We start from the raw sequence: 21205 nt of genomic DNA, 5'->3' as shown, positions 1-21205 counted from the left end.
CTTTTGGAGGTGTAAGCTAGATGTATAATGTTTCAAATAACTTTTTAAATTTAATAAAACAAAGTGGAAGAGCTTTTAAAAGTACTGTTACCATAAGAGATACTGCCTTTACAGATGATAATATAATTTCTATAGATTTAGAGGAAAATGTTAATCCAGATGAAACTTTTATGCTTGGTGGAGTTGGTAGTTCTAAATTAGAGGTTACTATTGCTAATCCTCCAGGTAGTCTTATTATAGAAAATGCTCCGGTAACTGCTGCAATAAGTTTATTGGTTAATGGAGCATATGAAGATGTGCCCCTTGGTAAATTTACAGTAGATGATATAGACAAGGAAAAAAACACTGTTAAAATAACTTGCTTTGACAATATGATTAAGCTTGAAAAGGCTTATTTTAGCAATTTAAGCTATCCTAATAGTATTAATTCAGTGGCACAGGAAATATGCACAAAAGCAGGTGTAACACTTGCCACTACTCTTTCAAGTACACAAATAAATAAAATAGAAGGATATACCTATAGGGAAGCTATTGGATTTATAGCTTCTTTTTTAGGTGGATTTGCTAGATTTAACAGAGAAGGAAAACTGGAGATAATATCTTATGCAGATAGTGGATTTTCTGTTTCAGGTGATAATTATTTTTCCCTAACTACTAATGAAAAACCATTTACTATAGGTAGATTATCCTGTAAAGCTGGCCAAAAGAAAGATGCCGAGGGTAATGCCGTTGATAACATATTAACCGCAGGATCTAGCGGCAATGAAATACAGTTTGAAAATCCTATAATGACACAAGCACAATTAAACAGTATTTACAACGTGCTTAAGAATTTATCCTACATGCCTTATAGTATGGACTGGGTAGGTAATCCAGCATTACAAGCAGGAGATAAAATTACTATAACTGATATAGAGAACAATGTTTATAACACTTTAGTTATGTCCAACAGTATTAATTATACTGGTTCTATATCTGGGAGTTGTTCTGCTGTAGGTAAAACTGAAACAGCACAGGAATTTAGTTCTAGCGGTACTTTAAAAAATACCGTAGATAGAATGGTAGTAGAACAGGCCAATATAAATTATCTGATTGCCAATACAGCTACTATTGAGAACTTAACAGCTACAAATGCGAGGATTGATAATTTATATGCTACTTCTGCAACTATAGTAGATTTAAATGCTACAAATGCAAGGATAGGAACTTTAGAAGCTACAAGCGCTAAAATAACTGATTTAACTGCTATCAATGCTGATATTGTAAATTTGCACGCAGATAAAGCCAACATAACAGACCTAACTGCCACAAATGCAAAAATTACTACCTTAGAAGCTACAGCGGCGAGTATTCAAACACAGCTTTCTGATACTATAAGCACTGTTAATTTAAATGCAGAGAATATTACTGCAGTTAATGCAACTATTGAAGACCTACAAGCTGGCAAGGCTAACATTTCTGACCTTACTGCAGCTACAGCAAGAATTGGTAATCTTGAAGCAAATAGTGCTACCATAACGAACCTAAATGTAACTAATGCCAATATAACTAATCTGACCGCAGATGTGGCAGATATACAAGAACTTGTTGCCGGAAACATAACCAGTGCAAATATGGCGGTAGGAGCTATAGGAGTGGGGAATGCAGTTATAGCAAATGGTGCTATAGGTGATGCAATGATAGCAAACCTAAGTGTAAGTAAGTTATTAGCGGGGAATATTTCAACTACTAAATTTGTAGTAAAGAGTGATAGTGGAAACCTTAAAATACAGGATAATACCCTTCATGTTTGGGATTCAAATGGCAAAGAAAGAATCTCTCTAGGAAAGAATGGTACAGATTATAATTTGCTTATAAGGGGTACAGATGGAAATACTGTATTATTTGGAGTAGATGGAGTAACTCATGCTGGAATAACTACAGGGGCTATAGATGACAGCAATGTAGCAGTAGGTGCAAACATTAATGGTGGGAAGATTGAAAAGGAAAGTTTGATTAGTCAGATTAATGGGGCTACAACTCTTATGAAGGCTAGTAAAATTAAGCTTGATACAGAAGCACAAACTTTAGATATTGCTTTCACTAATTTAAAATCTACTGTAACAACTACTTCTAATACTGTAAGCAGCCAAGGTACTTCTATTAGTGCTATTCAGGGACAAATTACTAATAAAATATGGCAGACAGATATAACTACAGCAGTTGATAATTTACAGGTGGGTGGAACTAATTTATTGAAAGATAGTAATTTTGAACTGGGTACAGCTTTAATAGGTAATGTTAATGGAGCAGTAGTCAGTATTACATCGGAAGATAGTTACCTAGATAGTAAATGCCTAAAAATAATTTCAGCAGAAAGTAGTAATTCTAGTGGTGGTAGTATTATATGTTCTAAGTTGATTATTGGAATTAAATACACTGCATCATTATGGGTAAAATGTACAACAAATGATAATGTTAATTTTAGAATAATAAATACTTCAAATTGGGACACTGTAACATCTTACAGCAGAACTCTTGAAGCAAATATTTGGACTAAATTAGTTTTGTCTTTTGTTGCAAAAGAAACATCCCATAGGATTTGTATATTAAATGGAGTTACAAAGACCTTAAACTATTATGTTGATATAGTAAAAGTAGAATTAGGAGACAAAGCAACAGATTGGTCGCCAGCTCCAGAAGATACTCAGGGACAGATAACTACTATAAATAGTAATTATTCCACACTAACTCAAACTGTAAATGGAATAACATCTACAGTTGGAAGTTTATCATCTTCAATTGACACCACAAATAATAATGTAACTTCTGTAAATAATACAGTAAGTACATTAAGTCAAACTGTAGATAGTTTATCTTCTAGTATAACCAGTGTTAAATCTGATTATTTAAAAAAGGCAGATGCTTCAACTACTTATGCTACAAATACCAGTGTAAGTAGTTTATCTCAAACGGTTAATAGTTTAAGTTCTACCATAAGCAATGTACAGACAAATGTTGATAATATACAAGTTGGTGGAAGAAATCTTATTAAAAATAGTAATGGAGGTAGTAATTATACAAGTGCATGGAAGATATACAGTACCTTTGGTTCTGGTGCTGCGGTAACTTATGACATCACCAACGATGCATGGAAGTTTAGAAGTCCTGAGAACTACTCGGATTATTCAGATGCAACTGATATACAGTGGATATATACTTTTGATAATCTGGAAGTTGGAAAATCCTATATAGCAAGTATATGGATTAAATCGCCCTATAATTCAGGGGTTTCACTATGCACTTATGGAACTAATTTAAATAAATCTTCGCAATTTACCAATTCCAATTCTACTACATGGACAAAGATATCTTTAGTATTTACAGCTACAGCAGTAGATAATACTATAAGAGTTTTTTTAGGGAAGGCTTTTAATTATGTAGATTTATTCTTTAAATTAAAATGCGAAATTGGTAATAAGGCTACAGATTGGTCACCAGCGCCAGAAGATGTGCAAGGTCAAATTACTTCAACGAATACCAGTGTATCGACTTTAAGCCAGACTGTAGACAGCTTAAGTTCAACTATAAGCAATGTACAGACAACTTATTTAAAGAAAGCAGATGCAAGTACTACTTATGCTACTTCGAGTACAGTTTCTACTTTATCCCAGACTTTAAGTGGTTTAAGTTCTACTGTAACTAGTGTACAAAGTACAGTGAGTTCCCAGGGTTCAACTATAAGCTCTCATACTTCTAGCATAAGTTCACTTACCAGTAGTATAGCTTTAAAATTAGACAGCACTACTTTCAATAGTTATAAAACAACTAATGATACCAATATAACTTCTATAAATAATAAGCTTAATAGCCACAGCAGTTCTATTACTGTATTGCAGGATTCTATTACCAGCAAAGTTACACAAGCTGAAATTGATAATGCTGTAGGAGCTATCCAAGGTATGAACTTGATTCCAGATGGTAGTTTTGAAAATGGTGGAGTTGGATGGGGTAGTGGCGGTCAGCTTGTGGATGATGGCCACTCAGGAGTACATTGTATTAGATTTCAAAATAGTGGAGGCTCAAAAACCTTAAAAAATCCTATAGTTGTTTTCCCTGGACGAAAATACAGAATATCACTTTGGTACTCAACAAGTTCTGATAATAATGGAACAGATAATAACCAAAAATTAAGAATTGGTAAAGCTTCGGATGGATCATTAGCTACTACAATAGCGCTGGGTACTAACGCTACAAGCTGGACTAAGAAAAGTATAGAATGGACTATGCCGAGCGATATTTATGAGATAAGCGTAAGTATAGGAACTGATTTAACAACTGGATGGATACGCTATGATGATCTAGAAATGGTTGATATCACTGATATAAATGGATTAGATTCCAGAATAAGTACGGCTGAAAGTTCCATTACACAGTTACAAGATAGCATTGCTTTAAAAGTCTCAACAAGTACTTTTAATAATAGTGTGTCTACATTAAATAGTAGTATTGCCAATAAAGCTAATCAAAGTTCATTAGATACCACAAATAGTAATGTAAATTCCATAAGTAGTAGATTGACTACAGCAGAAAGCTCCATAAGCATATTAAATAACAGTATTACTACTAAGGTAACTCAAACAGACATAAATAATTCAATAAATAATCTGAATATTGGTAGTAATAATTTGATAAAAAATAGTGATTTTAGTAGTAATTTAAATTACTGGACAAATGCATCAAGTGGCTTAAGTGTATCTGCTACTTATGGTCCTTCTACTCCATCTGTATATAATAAGAAATGTATACTATTAAATAATACTACTGCATCTGAAAAGTATATATGGCAAACTGGAATTAAATTGAAGCCAAATACAAAATACACTCTAAGTTTCTACTATACACATAATCTAAGTGGAAATGACCACACCATTGATGTGTTTGTGCTTGGTCAAACTTCTAGTCAAGTTGATACTTATGGATATACTTATAATCATAATATACAGGGTTTGAGTAGTGCTGGATGGACTAGAAAAACTTTAACTTTTACAACAGCCAGTGATGAAGTTGGGTGCTGTATAAGATTAGACAATAACGGAAGTACATCAGGCACAGCGGCCTTTACTATGTTACAGTTAGAAGAAGGTGAGAAAGTAACAGCCTGGAAGCCAGCTTTAGAAGATATTTTATCTTACACTGATGGCAAGATAGATACAGTTAATGGCACTATATCTACTATGCAAACAAGCTTAAGTACTGCAACTTCTGATATTACTCAATTAAAAAATCAGATAACTCTTAAAGTTGAAACTAGCACTTTCAATAGTACGGTTACAACAATAAATAGTAATGTTAACTCTAAAGCCAGTCAGAGTTCTCTGAACACCACTAATAGTAATGTAACTTCCTTAACATCAAGATTAAGTACAGCAGAAAGCAGTATTTCTGTACTGCAAGGACAAATAACAACTAAGGTCACACAGACGGATATTGATAATGCTGTAGGAGCTATCCAAGGTATGAACTTGATTCCAGATGGTAGTTTTGAAAATGGTGGAGTTGGCTGGGGTAGTGGCGGTCAGCTTGTGGATGATGGTCATTCAGGAGTACATTGTATTAGATTTCAAAATAGTGGAGGCTCAAAAACCTTAAAAAATCCTATAGTTGTTTTCCCTGGACGAAAATACAGAATATCACTTTGGTACTCAACAAGTTCTGATAATAATGGAACAGATAATAACCAAAAATTAAGAATTGGTAAAGCTTCGGATGGATCATTAGCTACTACAATAGCGCTGGGTACTAACGCTACAAGCTGGACTAAGAAAAGTATAGAATGGACTGTTCCCGGTGGAGTTTATAGAATTACACTAAGTATAAATAGCGACTTAACCACAGGTTGGATACGATATGATGATTTAGAAATGGTAGATATTACTGATATAAATGGATTAGATTCCAGAATAAGTACGGCTGAAAGTTCTATAACCCAACTATCTACATCTATTACAAGTAAAGTAGATGTGGATGGCGTTAAATCTACTATAAAACAAAGTGCAGGTGAGGTCCAAACAGCTTTCAACGGTGCTACTGGTATGTTTACTATTAAGAATGGTAACTTACAAATAAAAAACGCTAGTAATATTAATGTGCTATGGGTTGATTCATCTACTGGAGATTTAACAATGCGTAATGGTTATTTTAAACTTGTTGATTCCAGCAACCATGCAGTATTTGGTTTTAGATTCGATGGTAATTCTAATGCTGGATTAGAAATGGGAGATACAACAAAAGATAATACGCCATATATAGATTTCCATTCAAGTGGTAATAACAATGACTATGATTCTAGAATATTAGCTGTAGAGGGAAACAGTGGATCTAATAGAACCGGTTCATTATTAATGCAGTGTAAGGAAGTTAGATTCACGAACGACGGTACTGTTACAGGAAAAGCTGTTATAGATTGCTCAAGTGGTACAATTTATGCTAATAATATAAAAAATATGGATGGACAGCATATATATCCAACATCCACTAAATTAACCTCGTTTAGTATGCCTTCCGACTATAGTTATGTTAATATATCGGCAGATAATGGGGATAACTATGGAATTAGTATTTATTCCTCAGATGAATCATTAAAGTACAATATAAATGGCAGCACTGAAAACGCACTAACTAGAATCAATATGATTGACCACATGGAGTTTTATTGGAAAACAGATAATAAATTTCAAGCATTGGGATTTACTTCACAGGGCTTAGAAAGGATAAATTCTAATTGGGTTATAACAATACCACAACCAGATGGTAGTACTAGAAAACAGCCTAATGTTCCAACCATTATTCCTTATTTGACTAAGTCTATACAGGAATTATCAGCACAGATTAATGAATTAAAACAAGAAATTGCAGAATTAAAAGCTAATCAAGCATCCTAATTTTAGGGTGCTTTTATTATATAGAAAGTTAGGGAGGTTATTATGAAAAGACGTATATTTAACGGTATAGCAGCAGGGATAGGAGGTGCATGTACGTATATTTTCGGTGGGTGGGACACTCCTTTAATTGTCTTAATTTTATTTATGGGCATAGACTATATAACTGGGCTTGTAGGAGCAGCATATCAAAATAAGCTTAATAGTAAAATTGGATATAAAGGTATAGCTAAAAAAGCGTCTATTTTAATAGTAATTATAGTTGCTGTCTTATTAGATAGATTAATAAATAATAATGTATGGGTTTTTCGTTCCCTTGTTTGTTATTTTTATATAGCAAATGAGGGTATTTCTATTTTAGAGAATGTAGGGAAAACAGGAGTGCCATATCCACCAAAATTATTAAATGTTTTAGAGCAATTAAAAAAGAAATAAGAGAGGATATGATTTTTAATGAAAATTGCAGTAAGATTTGGGCATCAATTAACTGGAGCAGATGGAGGAGCAGTAGGGATTGTAAAAGAAACAGATGTTAATAGAAGATATGGACCTAAAGTGATTTCTAAGTTACAAGCTCTAGGTCATACAATTATTAACGTAACTCCGCCAGAAGCACACAGGAGCTTAAGTGATAGCTTAAACTATGGAATAAATTTAGCTAACAGTAATAATGTAGATTTATTTGTTTCTTGTCATGTTAATGCTGCAGCATACACTAGTGTACCTAGAGGATGTGAAGTCGTATGCCTTGGTTCTGGGAAAGGATTAGACTATGCTACAAAAGTATCTAATGCATTGTCGGAATTAGGTTTTAAAAATCGTGGAGCTAAGGCAGATACTAGAGGATTGGCTGAAATTAGAAAAACAAATATGCCTTGTGTGATTATAGAACCTTTCTTTATGGATAGCTCCGCAGACGTAGCCATTTATAACAAGGTTGGGGATGAAGGTATTGCTAATGCTATCGTAAAAGGCATAACAGGGCAAACCGGTAATAATACAGCACCAGTAGTAAATAATGCTGTTGCCAGTGCTCCAGTGCAAAAGTCTTCTGTAAGTACAGGAGATTCTACGGTTAAAATAATTCAACAGCAGTTAAATGCTGTAACAAATGCAAGACTTGCCGTTGATGGTATTATGGATCCAAATACCATTGCCAAGATTAAAGAGCTACAAATAGTTGCTGGAATTGCTGTGGATGGGAAATGGGGACCTCAATCAGCTGGTGTTATTGGAGAAATTTATTCAAAACCTATAATAAGAATTGGAAGCCGTGGGATTGCGGTTAGAGTATTACAGTTCAGATTAGGAATTCAGTTTGATGGTATATTTGGAAATCAGACAGTTGGTAAATTAATTCAATATCAAAAAAATAACGGTCTTGCTGTAGATGCAATTTGCGGACCACAAACATGGAGTAAACTTTTAGGATTATAGGAAACTATGGTCCTTTTTTAATATAAAAAATAAATTATTTGGAGGAATGAAATTATGAGTAATGTTCAAACAATTATCGAAGGTACAAAATTAGCAATAGAAGGAGCAGCAGTGGCAGGAATACTTACAATAGTGAAGATTGCACTAGATGGTGTAATGGATATAGGAGTTGAATTTCTTAAAGCTAAGAAAGATAAGTTAGTTCAGCAATTGGGAGCTGATAAGTATAATCAGAAAAGACAATTAGCTGTAGATATATACAATAGAGTAGAACAAGAATTTAAAGGACAGATTGGAGTAGCGGAGGAAAAGCTAAAGGCTTTTGACAAGTATCTTGCAGAGAAGATTCCTGGTATTGACCAAGAGGATATCCAACACTTTAGAGAATCCATTACTGGAGATGCAAATTCAAAGTTGCTAGAGAGCGGAGTTGTTAAGCCTGCAGATACTCAAAAATCAGCACAAGTTACTACACTTACACAGGAAAATGCAGCTCTTAAGCAGAAACTTGCTAGTATTCAGAGTACTGCTGCAGTTCAGGAAGTTAAATAATATGTTATAATAAAAGTAACGAACCTGCCAAGCCTCTTAACAATGCGAAACTGGTGGGGCAAAGTAAAAGCCTAGGGTATAAATGCCTTGGGCTTTATTTTTTTTACATAAAAATAGATGCAGCCCTCAGGACTACATCCATAAAAGAAAGTTTTGGATTATGAAAAATTCATTTATAATTATTGACATATAATAGAGTTTTATTCATTAAAGGAGTAGCTTATATGGTTGCTCCTTTTTTGAAGAAAAACCTACATTAATATATATATATATATATATATATATATATATATAGGATAAAATATTTTATAAAAATTATCTATTAAAAGCGTACTAAAAACGTACCTATATTTATTAAAAACATTAAAATTAGTTATATAATACATATAATTAGTTTATTAGATATACGTAACATCAAGGTTTTATAATATATTCTAATTTAAATTTATCCACAGAGAATAATAAGAAAAATTATTATTAAAAATTATACACATATTTACTTAAAAATATGAAAGTTAAAAGTGGATATGTGTATAATTTTTTTTATATGTTGTTAGTAACTTTAATGTTATTATATTGTGTATAACTTTATACATAAAAAAATTAGCAGGAGTATTTACTCCTGCTAATTTTTAATGAATATCTATTCTTTTCTTTTCCATGCCTTTATCTATTTTTGGTAAAGTTATTTTTAAAATTCCATCTTTAAAAGAAGCATCTATAGCAGATTCATTAATATTATCAACATAGAAACCTCTTCTGAATTGACCATATCTTCTTTCACGTCTTACATAATTATTATCTTTGTTTTCTACTGTTTCATCACGTTTAGCAGAAATAGTCAAATAATTGTTTGCATAATCTAAATTAATATCATCTTTTTTTATTCCTGGTAAATCAGCTTCTAAAGTATAGGCATTTTCGTCTTCCTTTAAATCAACTTTGAAATTACCAGCGCTTGTTAAAGTTGGAGAGAAGAAATCATCTCCTAAAAATTTACTGAATAGATCATCGAAAGCAGATCCATTTCTTACAACACCATTATTTCTTCTAAATGGAATCATACCAAACATAATAAAACCTCCTTATATTTTTATTATACATTAATTAATGTAAACTTATTTATAGCTTCTCTTGTTTACAAGATAATAATACATCGTAAGTCAAAGAAAGTCAAAGTGTAAAAATTAAAGATTTATAATTATAAATAAAGAAAATACTAGCTGTAATAAGGTGAATCTATTTAATTGATTTATTTTACTGTATAAGATAATATTTATTATAATTTAATAAATATTATCTTATACAGTAATAAAGACTTATAAATTACAAAAAAATTATTTATTATATAAAATGAAATAAAGATTATTTAATATATTTCTATACAATAAATATAAAGTTGACAAGTAAATATATTATATTTATTGTATAGATGAAAGGACGTGGAGATATGCAAGAGGTAGTACAATCAGTAGATAGAACTTTGTCTATTTTAGAACTATTATCAGATTATGAAAATGGGTTAGGTATAACTGAAATTAGTGAGAAGGTAAATCTTCATAAGAGCACAGTTCATAGGCTTTTGAATACTTTAATGGTTAAAGGTTATGTTCAGCAAAGTGAAGATAGTAATAGATATAAATTGACTTTAAAGTTATTTGAACTCGGCAGTAAAAAAGTTGAAAAAATGAATATAGTTAACGTTGCAAGACCATTACTTAAAGAGCTTATGGAAAAAACTAATGAAGTAATACATTTAGTTGTTCGAGAAGGCATAGATATTGTATATGTAGCAAAGGTGGAGTCTCAAAATCCTATAAGAATGTATTCAAGAATTGGAAAGAAAAGTCCAATGTATTGTACTGCTGTTGGAAAATCAATGATGTCTCATATGAGTGAGGAAGAAGTTAATTTAATTTGGAAAAATAGTAATGTAGAAAAGTTAACGGAATATACAATTACAGATTTTCAAACTTTCAAAGACAATATAGATTTGATTAGAAATGAAGGTTATGCTATTGATGAGCAAGAAAATGAAATTGGAATTAGATGTATAGCAGCATCTGTTTTAGATTATAGTGGAAATATAGTTGGAGCCATTAGTATATCTGGATCTATAATAAGTTTTAAAGAAGAGAAAATACAAGAATTTTCAAAACTCATTATAGAGTATTCTAATAGAATATCACAAGAACTTGGATATAAGTGTAGTTAGATATTTGTATTTAATTCAATTTAAATTTAGGTAAAAATTTTTTTATGCTATATAGTGGTAGCTTATAAATAAATTATACAATATATGGTGATATAATCATAAAATCTATATTCATATAAATAAAATTATATTCATACAAAAAAAAGTTTTGATATATGAAACGTAATTTTGTATAATGGAATGAGAAGAGTTTGTTTAAATATATTTATCTTATATAAATTGAATTATGAGGAGGATTTCAGATGATTGAAAAATTTAATACATTAACAAGAATCGAAGAAGTAGGTGTGGTTGCAGTTGTTAGAGCGAAAAGTGAGGATGAAGCTATAAAAATTTCAAAAGCTTGTATAGAAGGTGGAATACCTGCAATTGAAGTTACTTTTACAGTTCCTGGAGCGGATAAAGTAATAACATCTCTAAAAAATAAATTTTCAAAAGATGAATTAATAGTTGGTGCTGGAACTGTACTTGACAGTGAAACAGCAAGAATAGCAATATTGGCTGGTGCACAATATATTGTTAGTCCTGGGTTTGATTTAGAATCTGCAAAGCTTTGCAATAGATACCAAATTCCTTATATGGCTGGATGTATGACAATAACTGAAATGATACAAGCTTTAGAAGCTGGTACAGATATTATAAAATTATTTCCAGGAAGTGCCTTTGGACCAAGTATGGTTAAAAATGTAAAAGCACCATTGCCACAGATTCCAATTATGCCTACTGGTGGAGTTAGTTTGGAGAATGTAGATCAATGGATTAAAAATGGATGCATTGCAGTTGGTGTAGGTGGTCAGCTTATAGAGGGAGCTAAGACAGGAAATTATGAATTAATAACGGAAACTGCAAAAAAATTTGTTGAAAAGGTAAAAGCGGCTAGAGCTTAATATTGAGGAGGGTTTCTTATGGCAAAAAAAGTAGTAACTATGGGGGAATTATTATTAAGACTTACTACACCCGGCCATAGCAGATTTGCTCAAGCTAGATCTTTTGATGCAATATATGGTGGTGCTGAAGCAAATGTAGCAGTTTTTTTAGCAAATATGGGTATGGATTCATATTTTCTAACTAGACTTCCTGATAATGAGATTGGGGATAGTGCTGTAAATTTTATAAGAAATTATGGGGTGAAAACTGATTATATTTTAAGAGGTGGGGACAGAGTAGGAATATATTTCTTAGAAAAAGGTACTTCTGTTAGACCATCTAAAGTTGTATATGATAGAAAAAATTCCTCAATGTGTGATATAGATGTAAATGATATAGATTTTGAAACAGTATTTAAAGATGCCGAGTGGTTTCATCTTTCTGGGATAACTCCAGCTCTTGGAGGAAAATGTATATTACTGGTAGAAAAGGCTGTAGAATATGCTAAGAAAAAGGGTGTACACATAAGTATGGATCTTAATTACAGAGCAAAAATGTGGAGTTATGATAAATTTGAAAGTGTAGTTTCAAAATTTATAAAGGATATTGATGTTTGCTTTGGATGGTTAAGCAGCGAAGAAGAAGGCGGAACTCATAAAATTGCTGATTTTGCAAAACAGGGAATAGATTTAAAAAAATTTGAAAATACGTTTTCAAATATGCAAAAAAGGTATAGAATAAAGTATATGGTAACTACTTTAAGAGAGAATTATTCGGCAGATAACAACGCACTTTCTGCTTTAATTTATGATGGAAAGGAATTATATCAGTCAAATAAATATAATTTCACCATAAAGGATAGAGTTGGAACAGGAGATGCTTTTGCTGCTGGATTAATATATAAACTTGCTAATGGAGCAGATTTTAGAGAAGCATTAGAGTTTGGAGTAGCATCAGGTGTATTTAAGCATACTATAGAAGGGGACTTCAATATTTGTACTGAAGATGAAATAATGACCCTTGTAAATGGGAATACATCTGGAAGTGTCCAAAGATAATTTATTTTTATAATAGGAGATTTTTATGAGAGATGGTAGAACTAGCGATAAGGTATTAGAAAAAATAGAAGAAAAAATATTTAGTGGTGAGTGGAAACCAGGGCAAAAAATTATGTCAGAAACTCAACTTTCAAAGGAACTAGATGTGAGTAGAGTTTCTGTAAGAGAGGCGCTAGAGAAGCTGGTAACATTAAACATTGTAACTAAAAAGCAAGGTGGAGGAACTTTTGTTAACGATTTGAGTCCTTTAGTTTATTTGAATAGTTTAATTCCTATGCTGGTTTTAGATATGGATAGTTATTTGGATATACTAGAATTTAGATTGATAACAGAACCTGAAGCAGCTAGATTATGTACTGAAAGATGCAGTGATTATTTAATAGATGAATTAGAAATTTGTTATAATAATATGGTTATGTATAAGGATAATATTGATAGGTTTACAGAAGAAGATTTGAAATTTCATAATAAAATTTCAGAAGGTACGGATAATTCATTAATTATTAAAGTAAATGAACTGCTTAGAAATGTACTTAAATACCATCAAAAGCTCTTATATAAAAGTTTAGGACCTACAGGTGGTGTATCTGAACATAAATTAATTTTAGATGCAATAAAGAATAGAGATCCGGAACTTGCATCCATATATGCAAGAAGGCATGCACTGAGAACTATAAATGATATAAAAAATAGTGGATTGTAATATAAATTTAAAACAACCCTACAGTATTTTTAATACTGTAGGGTTGTTTTGCTATATGAAACTATTTTTTGTAATATGAAAAAAATCTATTGACTAAAAATTATTAAAAGGTTATCATATATATAAAGTTGTAATACAAATTATCTGTTATATAACAATAATATGCATAATTATTACTATTTATAGCTTAAAATTATAAATTTATAATTGATATTACTATAAAGTTGTATTATAAGTAATGAATTAGAGGTGATTTATAAAATTTAAATTATTACAGAACAAAATATTAAAATAATATGCTGAATGTTAAATATTAACTTATCCAATTGTTTTACTATGAGTAAAATTAAGTATTTCTATAGTTTTGCAAAAGTATTTAGAATAAAAACTAATAATTTGTTTTGGAAGGAGAAATAAATATGCCGTTATTAATAGTAGTTCTGGGGATAGTTCTTTTATTACTGCTTATGATAAGGTTTAAATTGAATGCCTTTATAGCATTAATCATAGTGGCTTTGTTTGTTGGTGTTTTAGAGGGGATGCCTGTAACTAAAGTAATAGATTCCGTTCAAAATGGTGTAGGAAGTACTTTAGGACATTTGTCATTAGTTATAGGGTTTGGTGCTATGTTTGGAAAAATTATAGCTGATTCAGGTGCAGCACAGAGAATTTCTAGAAGTCTTATAAATAAATTTGGAATAAAGAGAATACAATGGGCAGTAGTTCTTACAGGTTTTATTATAGGAATAGCTATGTTCTATGAAGTAGGATTTGTATTGCTTATACCAATAGCTGTATCCATCGCAGGATTTGCTGAATTACCTTTATTATACATAGGACTGCCTATGGCAGTGTCATTATCAGTCACTTATGGATTTTTGCCTCCCAATCCTGGACCCATAGCAATAGGAACTATATATGGTGCAAGTGTAAGTTCAATTTTAATTTATGGATTTATAATAGCTATACCTACAGTTATAGTTGCTGGTCCTATTTTTACTAAATTTATAAAAATAAACAGTAGCAAATCAAGTAACGGTATATTTGAGGGTAAAATTGTTGATGAAGAGGACATGCCTAGCTTTTCCATTAGCGTTTTAACTGCTTTAATTCCACCTATACTAATGGCAGCCGCTGCTATAGGTGAGATTACTATACCTAGTACATGGCAATTAAAAAAATTATTAGAGTTTATAGGAAGTCCGGTTATGGCTATGCTTATATCTGTTATAGTTGCAATATTTACATTGGGACTAATGAGAGGTAAAAAAATGGAAAGCCTAATGAAAGACGTAGCAAAGTCTGCAAGCGGTATTGCTATGATACTTTTAATAATAGGTGGTGGTGGTGCACTAAAGCAAGTTCTTATAGATAGCGGAGTAGGTAATTATATAACAAGTCTAATGTCTGGAACAAATATATCTCCTTTAATATTAGCATGGACTATTGCAGCTGTATTACGACTGGCTTTGGGATCAGCTACGGTAGCTTCATTAACCACAGCTGGACTTGTATTACCACTTATAGCTACAACTCATGTAAATCCCTCATTAATGGTATTAGCAACGGGATCTGGAAGTGTTATATTTTCTCATGTAAACGATCCAGGATTTTGGATGTTTAAGGAGTATTTTGGTTTAAGTATAGGAGAGACCATAAAGTCTTGGTCGGTTGCTGAAACTTTAATTTCAGTTATGGGATTAGTTGGTGTATTAGTTATAAATGCTATAATATAAGACTTATAATACTCAATCCTATTTAATAAGTGTATTTACAAATTATATTTAAATTATAACTTTTTTATTATCCACAATATTTAATACATAATAAAAAAATTATTTAACATTTAATTTAAAAATCTATTGACTAAAAAACGTTTACAGAGTATTATAAAGTTGTAATACAAGTAAGTTATTCTAAACTTTAAATATAAAAAAATAATAAATTATTTTTTTAAGTTGTAATACAATTGATTCTATTAAATATGAGGTGATTTGAATGTTAAAAAGTCAAGAAATAAGACAGAAAGCTCCAGAAATTGATTCATTGAGACTTGGATCAGGTTGGAGGGTTGAAGATCTTGGAAAACCACAGATAATAGTTGAAAGTAGTTATGGACATAGCCATCCCGGTAGTGCACATTTAGATTCTTTAGTAAATGAAGTATTTGATAGTATATATGAAAATGGTGGTAGAGGTGCTAAATTCTTTGCAACAGATATATGTGATGGAGAGTCTCAAGGACATGATGGTATGAATTATTCACTTCCTTCTAGAGATATAATGGCAAGCTTAATTGAAATACATGTTCAAGCTACACCTTATGATGCTGGTGTATTTACAACAAGTTGTGATAAAGCCGTTCCCGCACATTTAATGGCAATTGCCAGATTAAATATGCCAGCTATATTTTTGCCAGGTGGATGTATGGGGCCTGGACCTAATCTTTTGACACTTGAGCAAATTGGTAAATATGATGCTCAATATAAAAGAGGAGAAATAACTGAAGAACAATATAGATACTATAAACATAATGCCTGTCCTACGTGCGGTGCTTGTTCATTTATGGGAACTGCAGCAACAATGCAGGTTATGTCAGAAGCATTAGGTATGGCTTTACCAGCAACAGCATTAATTCCAACTGTTTTTGATAATTTAAAAGAAGCTGCAAAAGAAGCAGGGAAACAAGTATTTAAATTAATAGAAAAGGATATAAAACCTTCAGATATAATGACTAAAGATGCTTTTGAAAATGCAATCATGGTACATGCGGCTATTGCAGGCTCAAGTAATGCATTAATTCATATTCCAGCTATAGCTCATGAATTAGGAATAGATATAGAACCAGAACTATTTGATGAAATTCATAAAAAAATTCCATACATTCTTGATGTAAGACCAAGTGGTTTTTATCCAGGATCATATTTCTGGAATGCTGGTGGAGTACCTGCAATAATGGAAGAAATAAAAGAGTTCTTACATTTAGATGTAATGACTGTTACAGGTAAAACTTTAGGTGAAAATTTAGAGGATATAAAGAAAAGCGGATATTATGAAAAACACAAAGAGCTTATTGAAAAACTTGGAGTTAAAAAAGAAGATGTAATAAAGACTAAGGAAAATCCAATACAAAAACAAGGTGCAATAGCTATACTTAAAGGAAATTTAGCACCTGGCGGAGCAGTAGTAAAACATTCTGCTGTATCTAAAAAATTAATGAAAGTAACTTTAAAAGCTAGAGTTTTTGATTGTGAAGAGGATGCTATAAATGCAGTATTAACTAAAAAAGTAAAACCTGGAGATGCAGTATTTGTAAGATATGAAGGCCCTAAGGGATCTGGAATGCCAGAGATGTTTTACACTACAGAGGCTATAGCATCAGATGAAGAATTAGTAGAATCTATAGCATTAATTACAGATGGAAGATTTTCTGGAGCAACTAGAGGACCAGCTATAGGACATGTTTCACCAGAAGCAAGTGAAGGTGGCCCAATAGCTTTTGTTGAAGAAGGAGATCTTATAAAAATAGATATACCTGAAAGAAGTCTTGATATAATAGGGGTAGCTGGTGAAGAAAAAACACCACAGGAGATTGATATTATATTAAAAGGAAGAAAAGAAAAATGGGTAAAACCTTCACCTAGATTTACTAAAGGTGTACTAGGTATATATACAAAATGTGCTGTATCACCAATGAAGGGTGGATATATGGAGTAATTATATAATAAAGTTTAATTGATATACAAATTAGATAAATTCGGTAAGTAAATTTTTATAATTAATATTTGATAATTTTTTCTAAAGTTTTTAGATAATAATTTTCCTTAATTAATGATTGAATTTCTTGCCGAATTTAAAACAACATTTACTGAAAATGTTTACTTATAGTAAATTAAGTGTCAATATTTAATTTTATAATTAAATATTGATAATAAATAGCTTATTTAAATTATAGTTTAATTGCGATATCTATATCTTGATATTTTTATTTCCTATAGCAATGAGTATCAATGTTGTCATTTCATATAACTATTCTTTTATTCGTTTTAGAAAAATAATGTGGTAAAAAACAGAAATATAAAATTAGTTATTTACCTAAAATTAAAAAATGTTTGGGAGGGATTTTTATGCCATTATTTATTGTCCTCATGGGTGTTATATTGTTACTAATACTTATGATTAAGTTCAAGTTAAACGGTTTTATATCATTGATTTTTGTAGCACTAGTGGTTGGGCTTGCTGAAGGAATGACACCAGCTAAGACTATAACCTCTATACAAAATGGTGTGGGAGGTACATTAGGTAGTTTAGCATTAATTTTAGGTTTTGGAGCTATGTTTGGAGAGCTTATAGCAGATTCTGGAGCAGCTCAAAGAATTTCCAGAAGCCTTATTAATAAGTTTGGTATAAAAAGAATACAGTGGGCAGTGGTTCTTACAGGTTTTATTGTTGGTATAGCTATGTTCTATGAAGTTGGTTTTGTGCTTCTTATACCATTAGTTTTTACTATTGCTGAATTTGCTGAATTGCCATTACTTTATATAGGAATTCCCATGGCAGCAGCATTATCAGTTACTCATGGATTTTTACCACCTCATCCAGGGCCTGTAGCTATAGCCACAATATATGGGGCAAGCGTTAGTATGACTTTAATTTATGGCATTATAATAGCTATACCTACAGTAATAGTAGCTGGGCCAGTTTTGACCAAATTTACAAAGAAATTTGATCATAAGGCAAATAAAAATTTATTTAAAACAGAAATTGTTAGTGAAGAAGAAATGCCGAGTTTTTCAGCAAGCGTTTTGACAGCTATAATTCCACCTATATTAATGGCTTTTTCTGCTATATGTGAAATGACATTGGCAAAGACCTCTCAATTAAGACAGTTTGCAGAATTTATCGGTAGTCCTTTAATGGCGATGTTTATATCTGTTGTAGTGGCCATATTTACCTTAGGAATAATGCGAGGTAAAAAGATGGAAGATGTAATGAAAAGTGTAGCTAAAGCAGCCAGTGGGATAGCTATGATATTATTGATAGTAGCTGGCGGCGGTGCTTTAAAACAGGTTCTTATTGATAGTGGAGTTGGTAAATATATAGCAACAATTATGTCAGGAACAAATATATCACCTTTAATTTTAGCATGGACAATAGCAGCTATATTACGCTTATCTTTGGGATCAGCTACAGTTGCTGCTATGACTACTGCAGGAATAGTTTTACCAATGATTTCTTCTTCAAGTGTAAATCCAGCTTTAATGGTACTGGCAACGGGAGCAGGAAGTCTTATATTTTCACATGTAAACGATCCTGGTTTTTGGATGTTTAAAGAATATTTTGGACTTAGCATTAGTGAGACAATGAAATCTTGGTCAACATTAGAAACAATAATTTCAGTTATGGGATTAATAGGGGTGTTGGTTATAAATGCATTAATATAAAGATAGATAAAACTTGGAATAGTAATATTTTCAAGTTTTATTATTCTGATTATTCAAATAAAGTTTATTTGAGTTTTATTTTGTAGTATAATATATTGGTAAAATAGTGAATATATGCTTCCGTAGCACAGCTGGTAGTGCAACTGATTCGTAATCAGTAGGTCGAGTGTTCAAATCACTTCGGAAGCACCAGTAAAACCTTGTAATGTCAACGTGTTACAAGGTTTTTATTTTTATCATAAACCTATAAAAATGGCACTTGGGAACAAAGTTGGGAACACAAATGCCTAAAAAGGTATAAAAACCTCAAAAATCAACCTCATTTTTCATCATTCTTAAATAAAATTTTCTCCATTTCTTCGGCCGCTTTTTTGTCTGAGGATCTATCAGTATGAGTATAGATATTTAATGTCGTAGTTGTGTTACTGTGTCCTAATCTTTTTGAAACAGATTTTATTTCTTGTCCACTAGAAATTAACAAAGTAGCATATGTATGCTTAAGCTGGTGAAATGTTATTTTTTTAAGTTATACCTTTTTTACATTTTGCTAAACCATTTGCCTGGTGTTTCAGGATGTATATGCAGTCCATTCCATTTAGTAAATATATAATTAGTATCTTCCCATAAATCTCCATGCTTTTCTTGTTTATTTTCATATTCAGTTTGATAAACAGATAATAGATCCATAACATGTTCAGGCACAGATATAATTCTTTCTGATGTTTCATTTTTTAGGATCCTTCTCAAATACATCTTCATGGGGAGGTATTGGGTAGCCTTATTTATCTTAATTGTATTCTCTTTAAAATTTATATCATCCCATTTAAGTCCAGTTAATTCTCCAGCTCTTAATCCACAGGATAAAGTAAGTAAAACCATAAGCCTATATTTAAGCGGCTCACTCTCCAAAGCATCTACTAATAATGCTACCTCAGATACTTCATAGTGATCTGCTTCTTTTCTTTTATATTTTGGAGGTTCAACATCTTTCACAGGGTTATAGGGAATAAGCTTTCACTTATAAGCTGTTTCAAACATGACACTTAATAATCTAATAATAATGCATTAGAGTATTACTTGATAGCTTTTTCTTAGTTTTCTTTAAACTCATGCCTTCTTCATTTAGATTGGCCATGAATTTAACTAAATGAATAGGCTTAAATTTGTTTAATTTTAAATGACCCAAAGAAGGTATTATTCTTAGCTCTAAAAGGCGCTTGTATTCAAAGACAGTTTTAGGTGCAAGTTCTTTATTTTTTGTATAAGTTTTGATCCACATTTTTGAATATGATTCTAATGTAAGTCTTGAAGGTTCTGTATAATTATTATTTTCTATATCTGTTATGAACTTAGCTAGGTCCTTTTCAGCTTTTTTATATCTTTCAGTCTCAGTTTTACCTTCGATTTTTATAGTCTTTTTATATACTTTTCTATTACCATCAGCACCAATGGTAATGGGGTTCACAGGTCCCAAGGCTTTAGAATGGAAGATTAGATATATAAACGCATTTAATGAAATGGAAAAAGAATTAAAACGCTTATATGACGAACGTAAAAGATGGGAAATTGAAAGAGAAAAATGTGTTTTAGTAAGGCACATACTTACAGATACAATTAAAACTAAAGTTAAAGAAAGTCCAAACAAGAAATTTACTATATTAGAAATCGGAAGAAGGCAGGTTAAAGCTTTTTTAGATTCTAAGCAGGAGCTAATTAATAAACAGAAAGAAGCTCTTAAACAGACCATGGGTATAGAGCTTTACAATAAGGATGTAGATGTAGTTAAAAATGCAGTTAAAACGGTAGAGCAGTTAGGTAAAGAATTTAACTGGGAAGGTGCTATTAAGCACAGCAAAGTACTTGAACTAATAGAAGGTAAAACTGCTCTGGGCTTTATTTTTTTTGTGAAAATTTATATATTTTAGGAGGGAATATAGTATAAATGTAGAACATGTAATATTATACAGATAAATTATTTTCTGTATAATATCATTTTTAAGGAGATGGGA

At 31.4% G+C, this 21205-nt stretch carries 16 protein-coding genes and 1 tRNA gene; 13 read left to right on the top strand and 4 right to left on the bottom strand.

All coding sequences use genetic code 11. The features are described 5' to 3' along the window. Nucleotides 1–20 precede the first annotated feature (20 nt). The 4 genes from CLPA_RS19560 to CLPA_RS19545 are packed head-to-tail and all read left to right on the top strand — an operon-like array spanning nucleotide 21 to nucleotide 8909. The gene (locus tag CLPA_RS19560) at nucleotides 21–6923 is read left to right on the top strand and encodes a carbohydrate binding domain-containing protein (RefSeq protein ID WP_003445000.1); all 6903 of its coding nucleotides are present in this window, start codon (nucleotides 21–23) and stop codon (nucleotides 6921–6923) included. Nucleotides 6924–6965: 42 nt separating this feature from the next. Next, complete coding sequence (locus tag CLPA_RS19555; protein ID WP_003445002.1) at nucleotides 6966–7355, top strand: phage holin family protein; 390 nt, start codon at nucleotides 6966–6968, stop codon at nucleotides 7353–7355. An 18-nt stretch (nucleotides 7356–7373) separates the two neighbouring features. Continuing rightward, nucleotides 7374–8357, top strand: coding sequence for an N-acetylmuramoyl-L-alanine amidase (locus CLPA_RS19550; protein ID WP_003445009.1), 984 nt, complete (start codon nucleotides 7374–7376; stop codon nucleotides 8355–8357). A gap of 54 nt (nucleotides 8358–8411) precedes the next feature. Beyond that, the gene (locus tag CLPA_RS19545; RefSeq protein WP_003445010.1) at nucleotides 8412–8909 is read left to right on the top strand and encodes a hypothetical protein; all 498 of its coding nucleotides are present in this window, start codon (nucleotides 8412–8414) and stop codon (nucleotides 8907–8909) included. Between the two features lie 632 nt (nucleotides 8910–9541). Here the strand turns inward: CLPA_RS19545 and hsp18 are convergent. Next, complete coding sequence (gene hsp18, locus CLPA_RS19540) at nucleotides 9542–9982, bottom strand: heat shock protein Hsp18 (protein ID WP_003445011.1); 441 nt, start codon at nucleotides 9980–9982, stop codon at nucleotides 9542–9544. A 377-nt stretch (nucleotides 9983–10359) separates the two neighbouring features. Between hsp18 and CLPA_RS19535 the strand changes: the two genes are divergently transcribed. From CLPA_RS19535 to CLPA_RS19500, 8 genes are all read left to right on the top strand, one after another. Next, nucleotides 10360–11124: an IclR family transcriptional regulator gene (locus CLPA_RS19535; protein ID WP_003445012.1), complete on the top strand. Its 765-nt coding sequence runs from the start codon at nucleotides 10360–10362 to the stop codon at nucleotides 11122–11124. A 242-nt stretch (nucleotides 11125–11366) separates the two neighbouring features. Then, entirely contained in the window at nucleotides 11367–12011 is a 645-nt protein-coding gene (locus CLPA_RS19530) for a bifunctional 2-keto-4-hydroxyglutarate aldolase/2-keto-3-deoxy-6-phosphogluconate aldolase (RefSeq protein WP_003445013.1), read from the top strand. Between the two features lie 18 nt (nucleotides 12012–12029). Next, the gene (locus CLPA_RS19525; protein ID WP_003445014.1) at nucleotides 12030–13049 is read left to right on the top strand and encodes a sugar kinase; all 1020 of its coding nucleotides are present in this window, start codon (nucleotides 12030–12032) and stop codon (nucleotides 13047–13049) included. A 25-nt stretch (nucleotides 13050–13074) separates the two neighbouring features. Then, nucleotides 13075–13752 (top strand): FadR/GntR family transcriptional regulator, encoded by a 678-nt coding sequence (locus tag CLPA_RS19520; protein ID WP_003445015.1) that lies wholly within the window; start codon nucleotides 13075–13077, stop codon nucleotides 13750–13752. 419 nt (nucleotides 13753–14171) lie between these two features. Further along, entirely contained in the window at nucleotides 14172–15488 is a 1317-nt protein-coding gene (locus CLPA_RS19515) for a gluconate:H+ symporter (RefSeq protein WP_003445017.1), read from the top strand. Nucleotides 15489–15750: 262 nt separating this feature from the next. Further along, the gene (gene ilvD, locus CLPA_RS19510; RefSeq protein WP_003445018.1) at nucleotides 15751–17469 is read left to right on the top strand and encodes a dihydroxy-acid dehydratase; all 1719 of its coding nucleotides are present in this window, start codon (nucleotides 15751–15753) and stop codon (nucleotides 17467–17469) included. A 410-nt stretch (nucleotides 17470–17879) separates the two neighbouring features. Continuing rightward, nucleotides 17880–19196, top strand: coding sequence for a gluconate:H+ symporter (locus CLPA_RS19505; protein ID WP_003445019.1), 1317 nt, complete (start codon nucleotides 17880–17882; stop codon nucleotides 19194–19196). Between the two features lie 116 nt (nucleotides 19197–19312). Next, a tRNA-Thr gene (locus CLPA_RS19500) sits at nucleotides 19313–19388 on the top strand. 127 nt (nucleotides 19389–19515) lie between these two features. On the opposite strand, the gene CLPA_RS21950 is transcribed toward CLPA_RS19500, so the two are convergent. From CLPA_RS21950 to CLPA_RS21805, 3 genes are read right to left on the bottom strand one after another with little or no spacing between them, the layout of a single operon-like run. Beyond that, nucleotides 19516–19713: a tyrosine-type recombinase/integrase gene (locus CLPA_RS21950; protein WP_080751543.1), complete on the bottom strand. Its 198-nt coding sequence runs from the start codon at nucleotides 19711–19713 to the stop codon at nucleotides 19516–19518. A gap of 20 nt (nucleotides 19714–19733) precedes the next feature. After that, nucleotides 19734–20189, bottom strand: coding sequence for a site-specific integrase (locus CLPA_RS21945; RefSeq protein ID WP_051035257.1), 456 nt, complete (start codon nucleotides 20187–20189; stop codon nucleotides 19734–19736). Nucleotides 20190–20247: 58 nt separating this feature from the next. Then, nucleotides 20248–20661, bottom strand: coding sequence for a tyrosine-type recombinase/integrase (locus tag CLPA_RS21805; RefSeq protein ID WP_051035258.1), 414 nt, complete (start codon nucleotides 20659–20661; stop codon nucleotides 20248–20250). A gap of 52 nt (nucleotides 20662–20713) precedes the next feature. Here CLPA_RS21805 and CLPA_RS19490 point away from each other — a divergent pair, with 52 nt between their 5' ends. Then, nucleotides 20714–21121: a hypothetical protein gene (locus CLPA_RS19490; RefSeq protein WP_236900429.1), complete on the top strand. Its 408-nt coding sequence runs from the start codon at nucleotides 20714–20716 to the stop codon at nucleotides 21119–21121. The last annotated feature ends 84 nt before the right edge of the window (nucleotides 21122–21205 follow it).

The organism is Clostridium pasteurianum DSM 525 = ATCC 6013 (genome assembly GCF_000807255.1).
GTDB classification, from domain to species: domain Bacteria; phylum Bacillota; class Clostridia; order Clostridiales; family Clostridiaceae; genus Clostridium_I; species Clostridium_I pasteurianum.
Note: the sequence above shows the minus strand (reverse complement) of the source record. Positions and strands in the feature narration are given on the sequence as shown.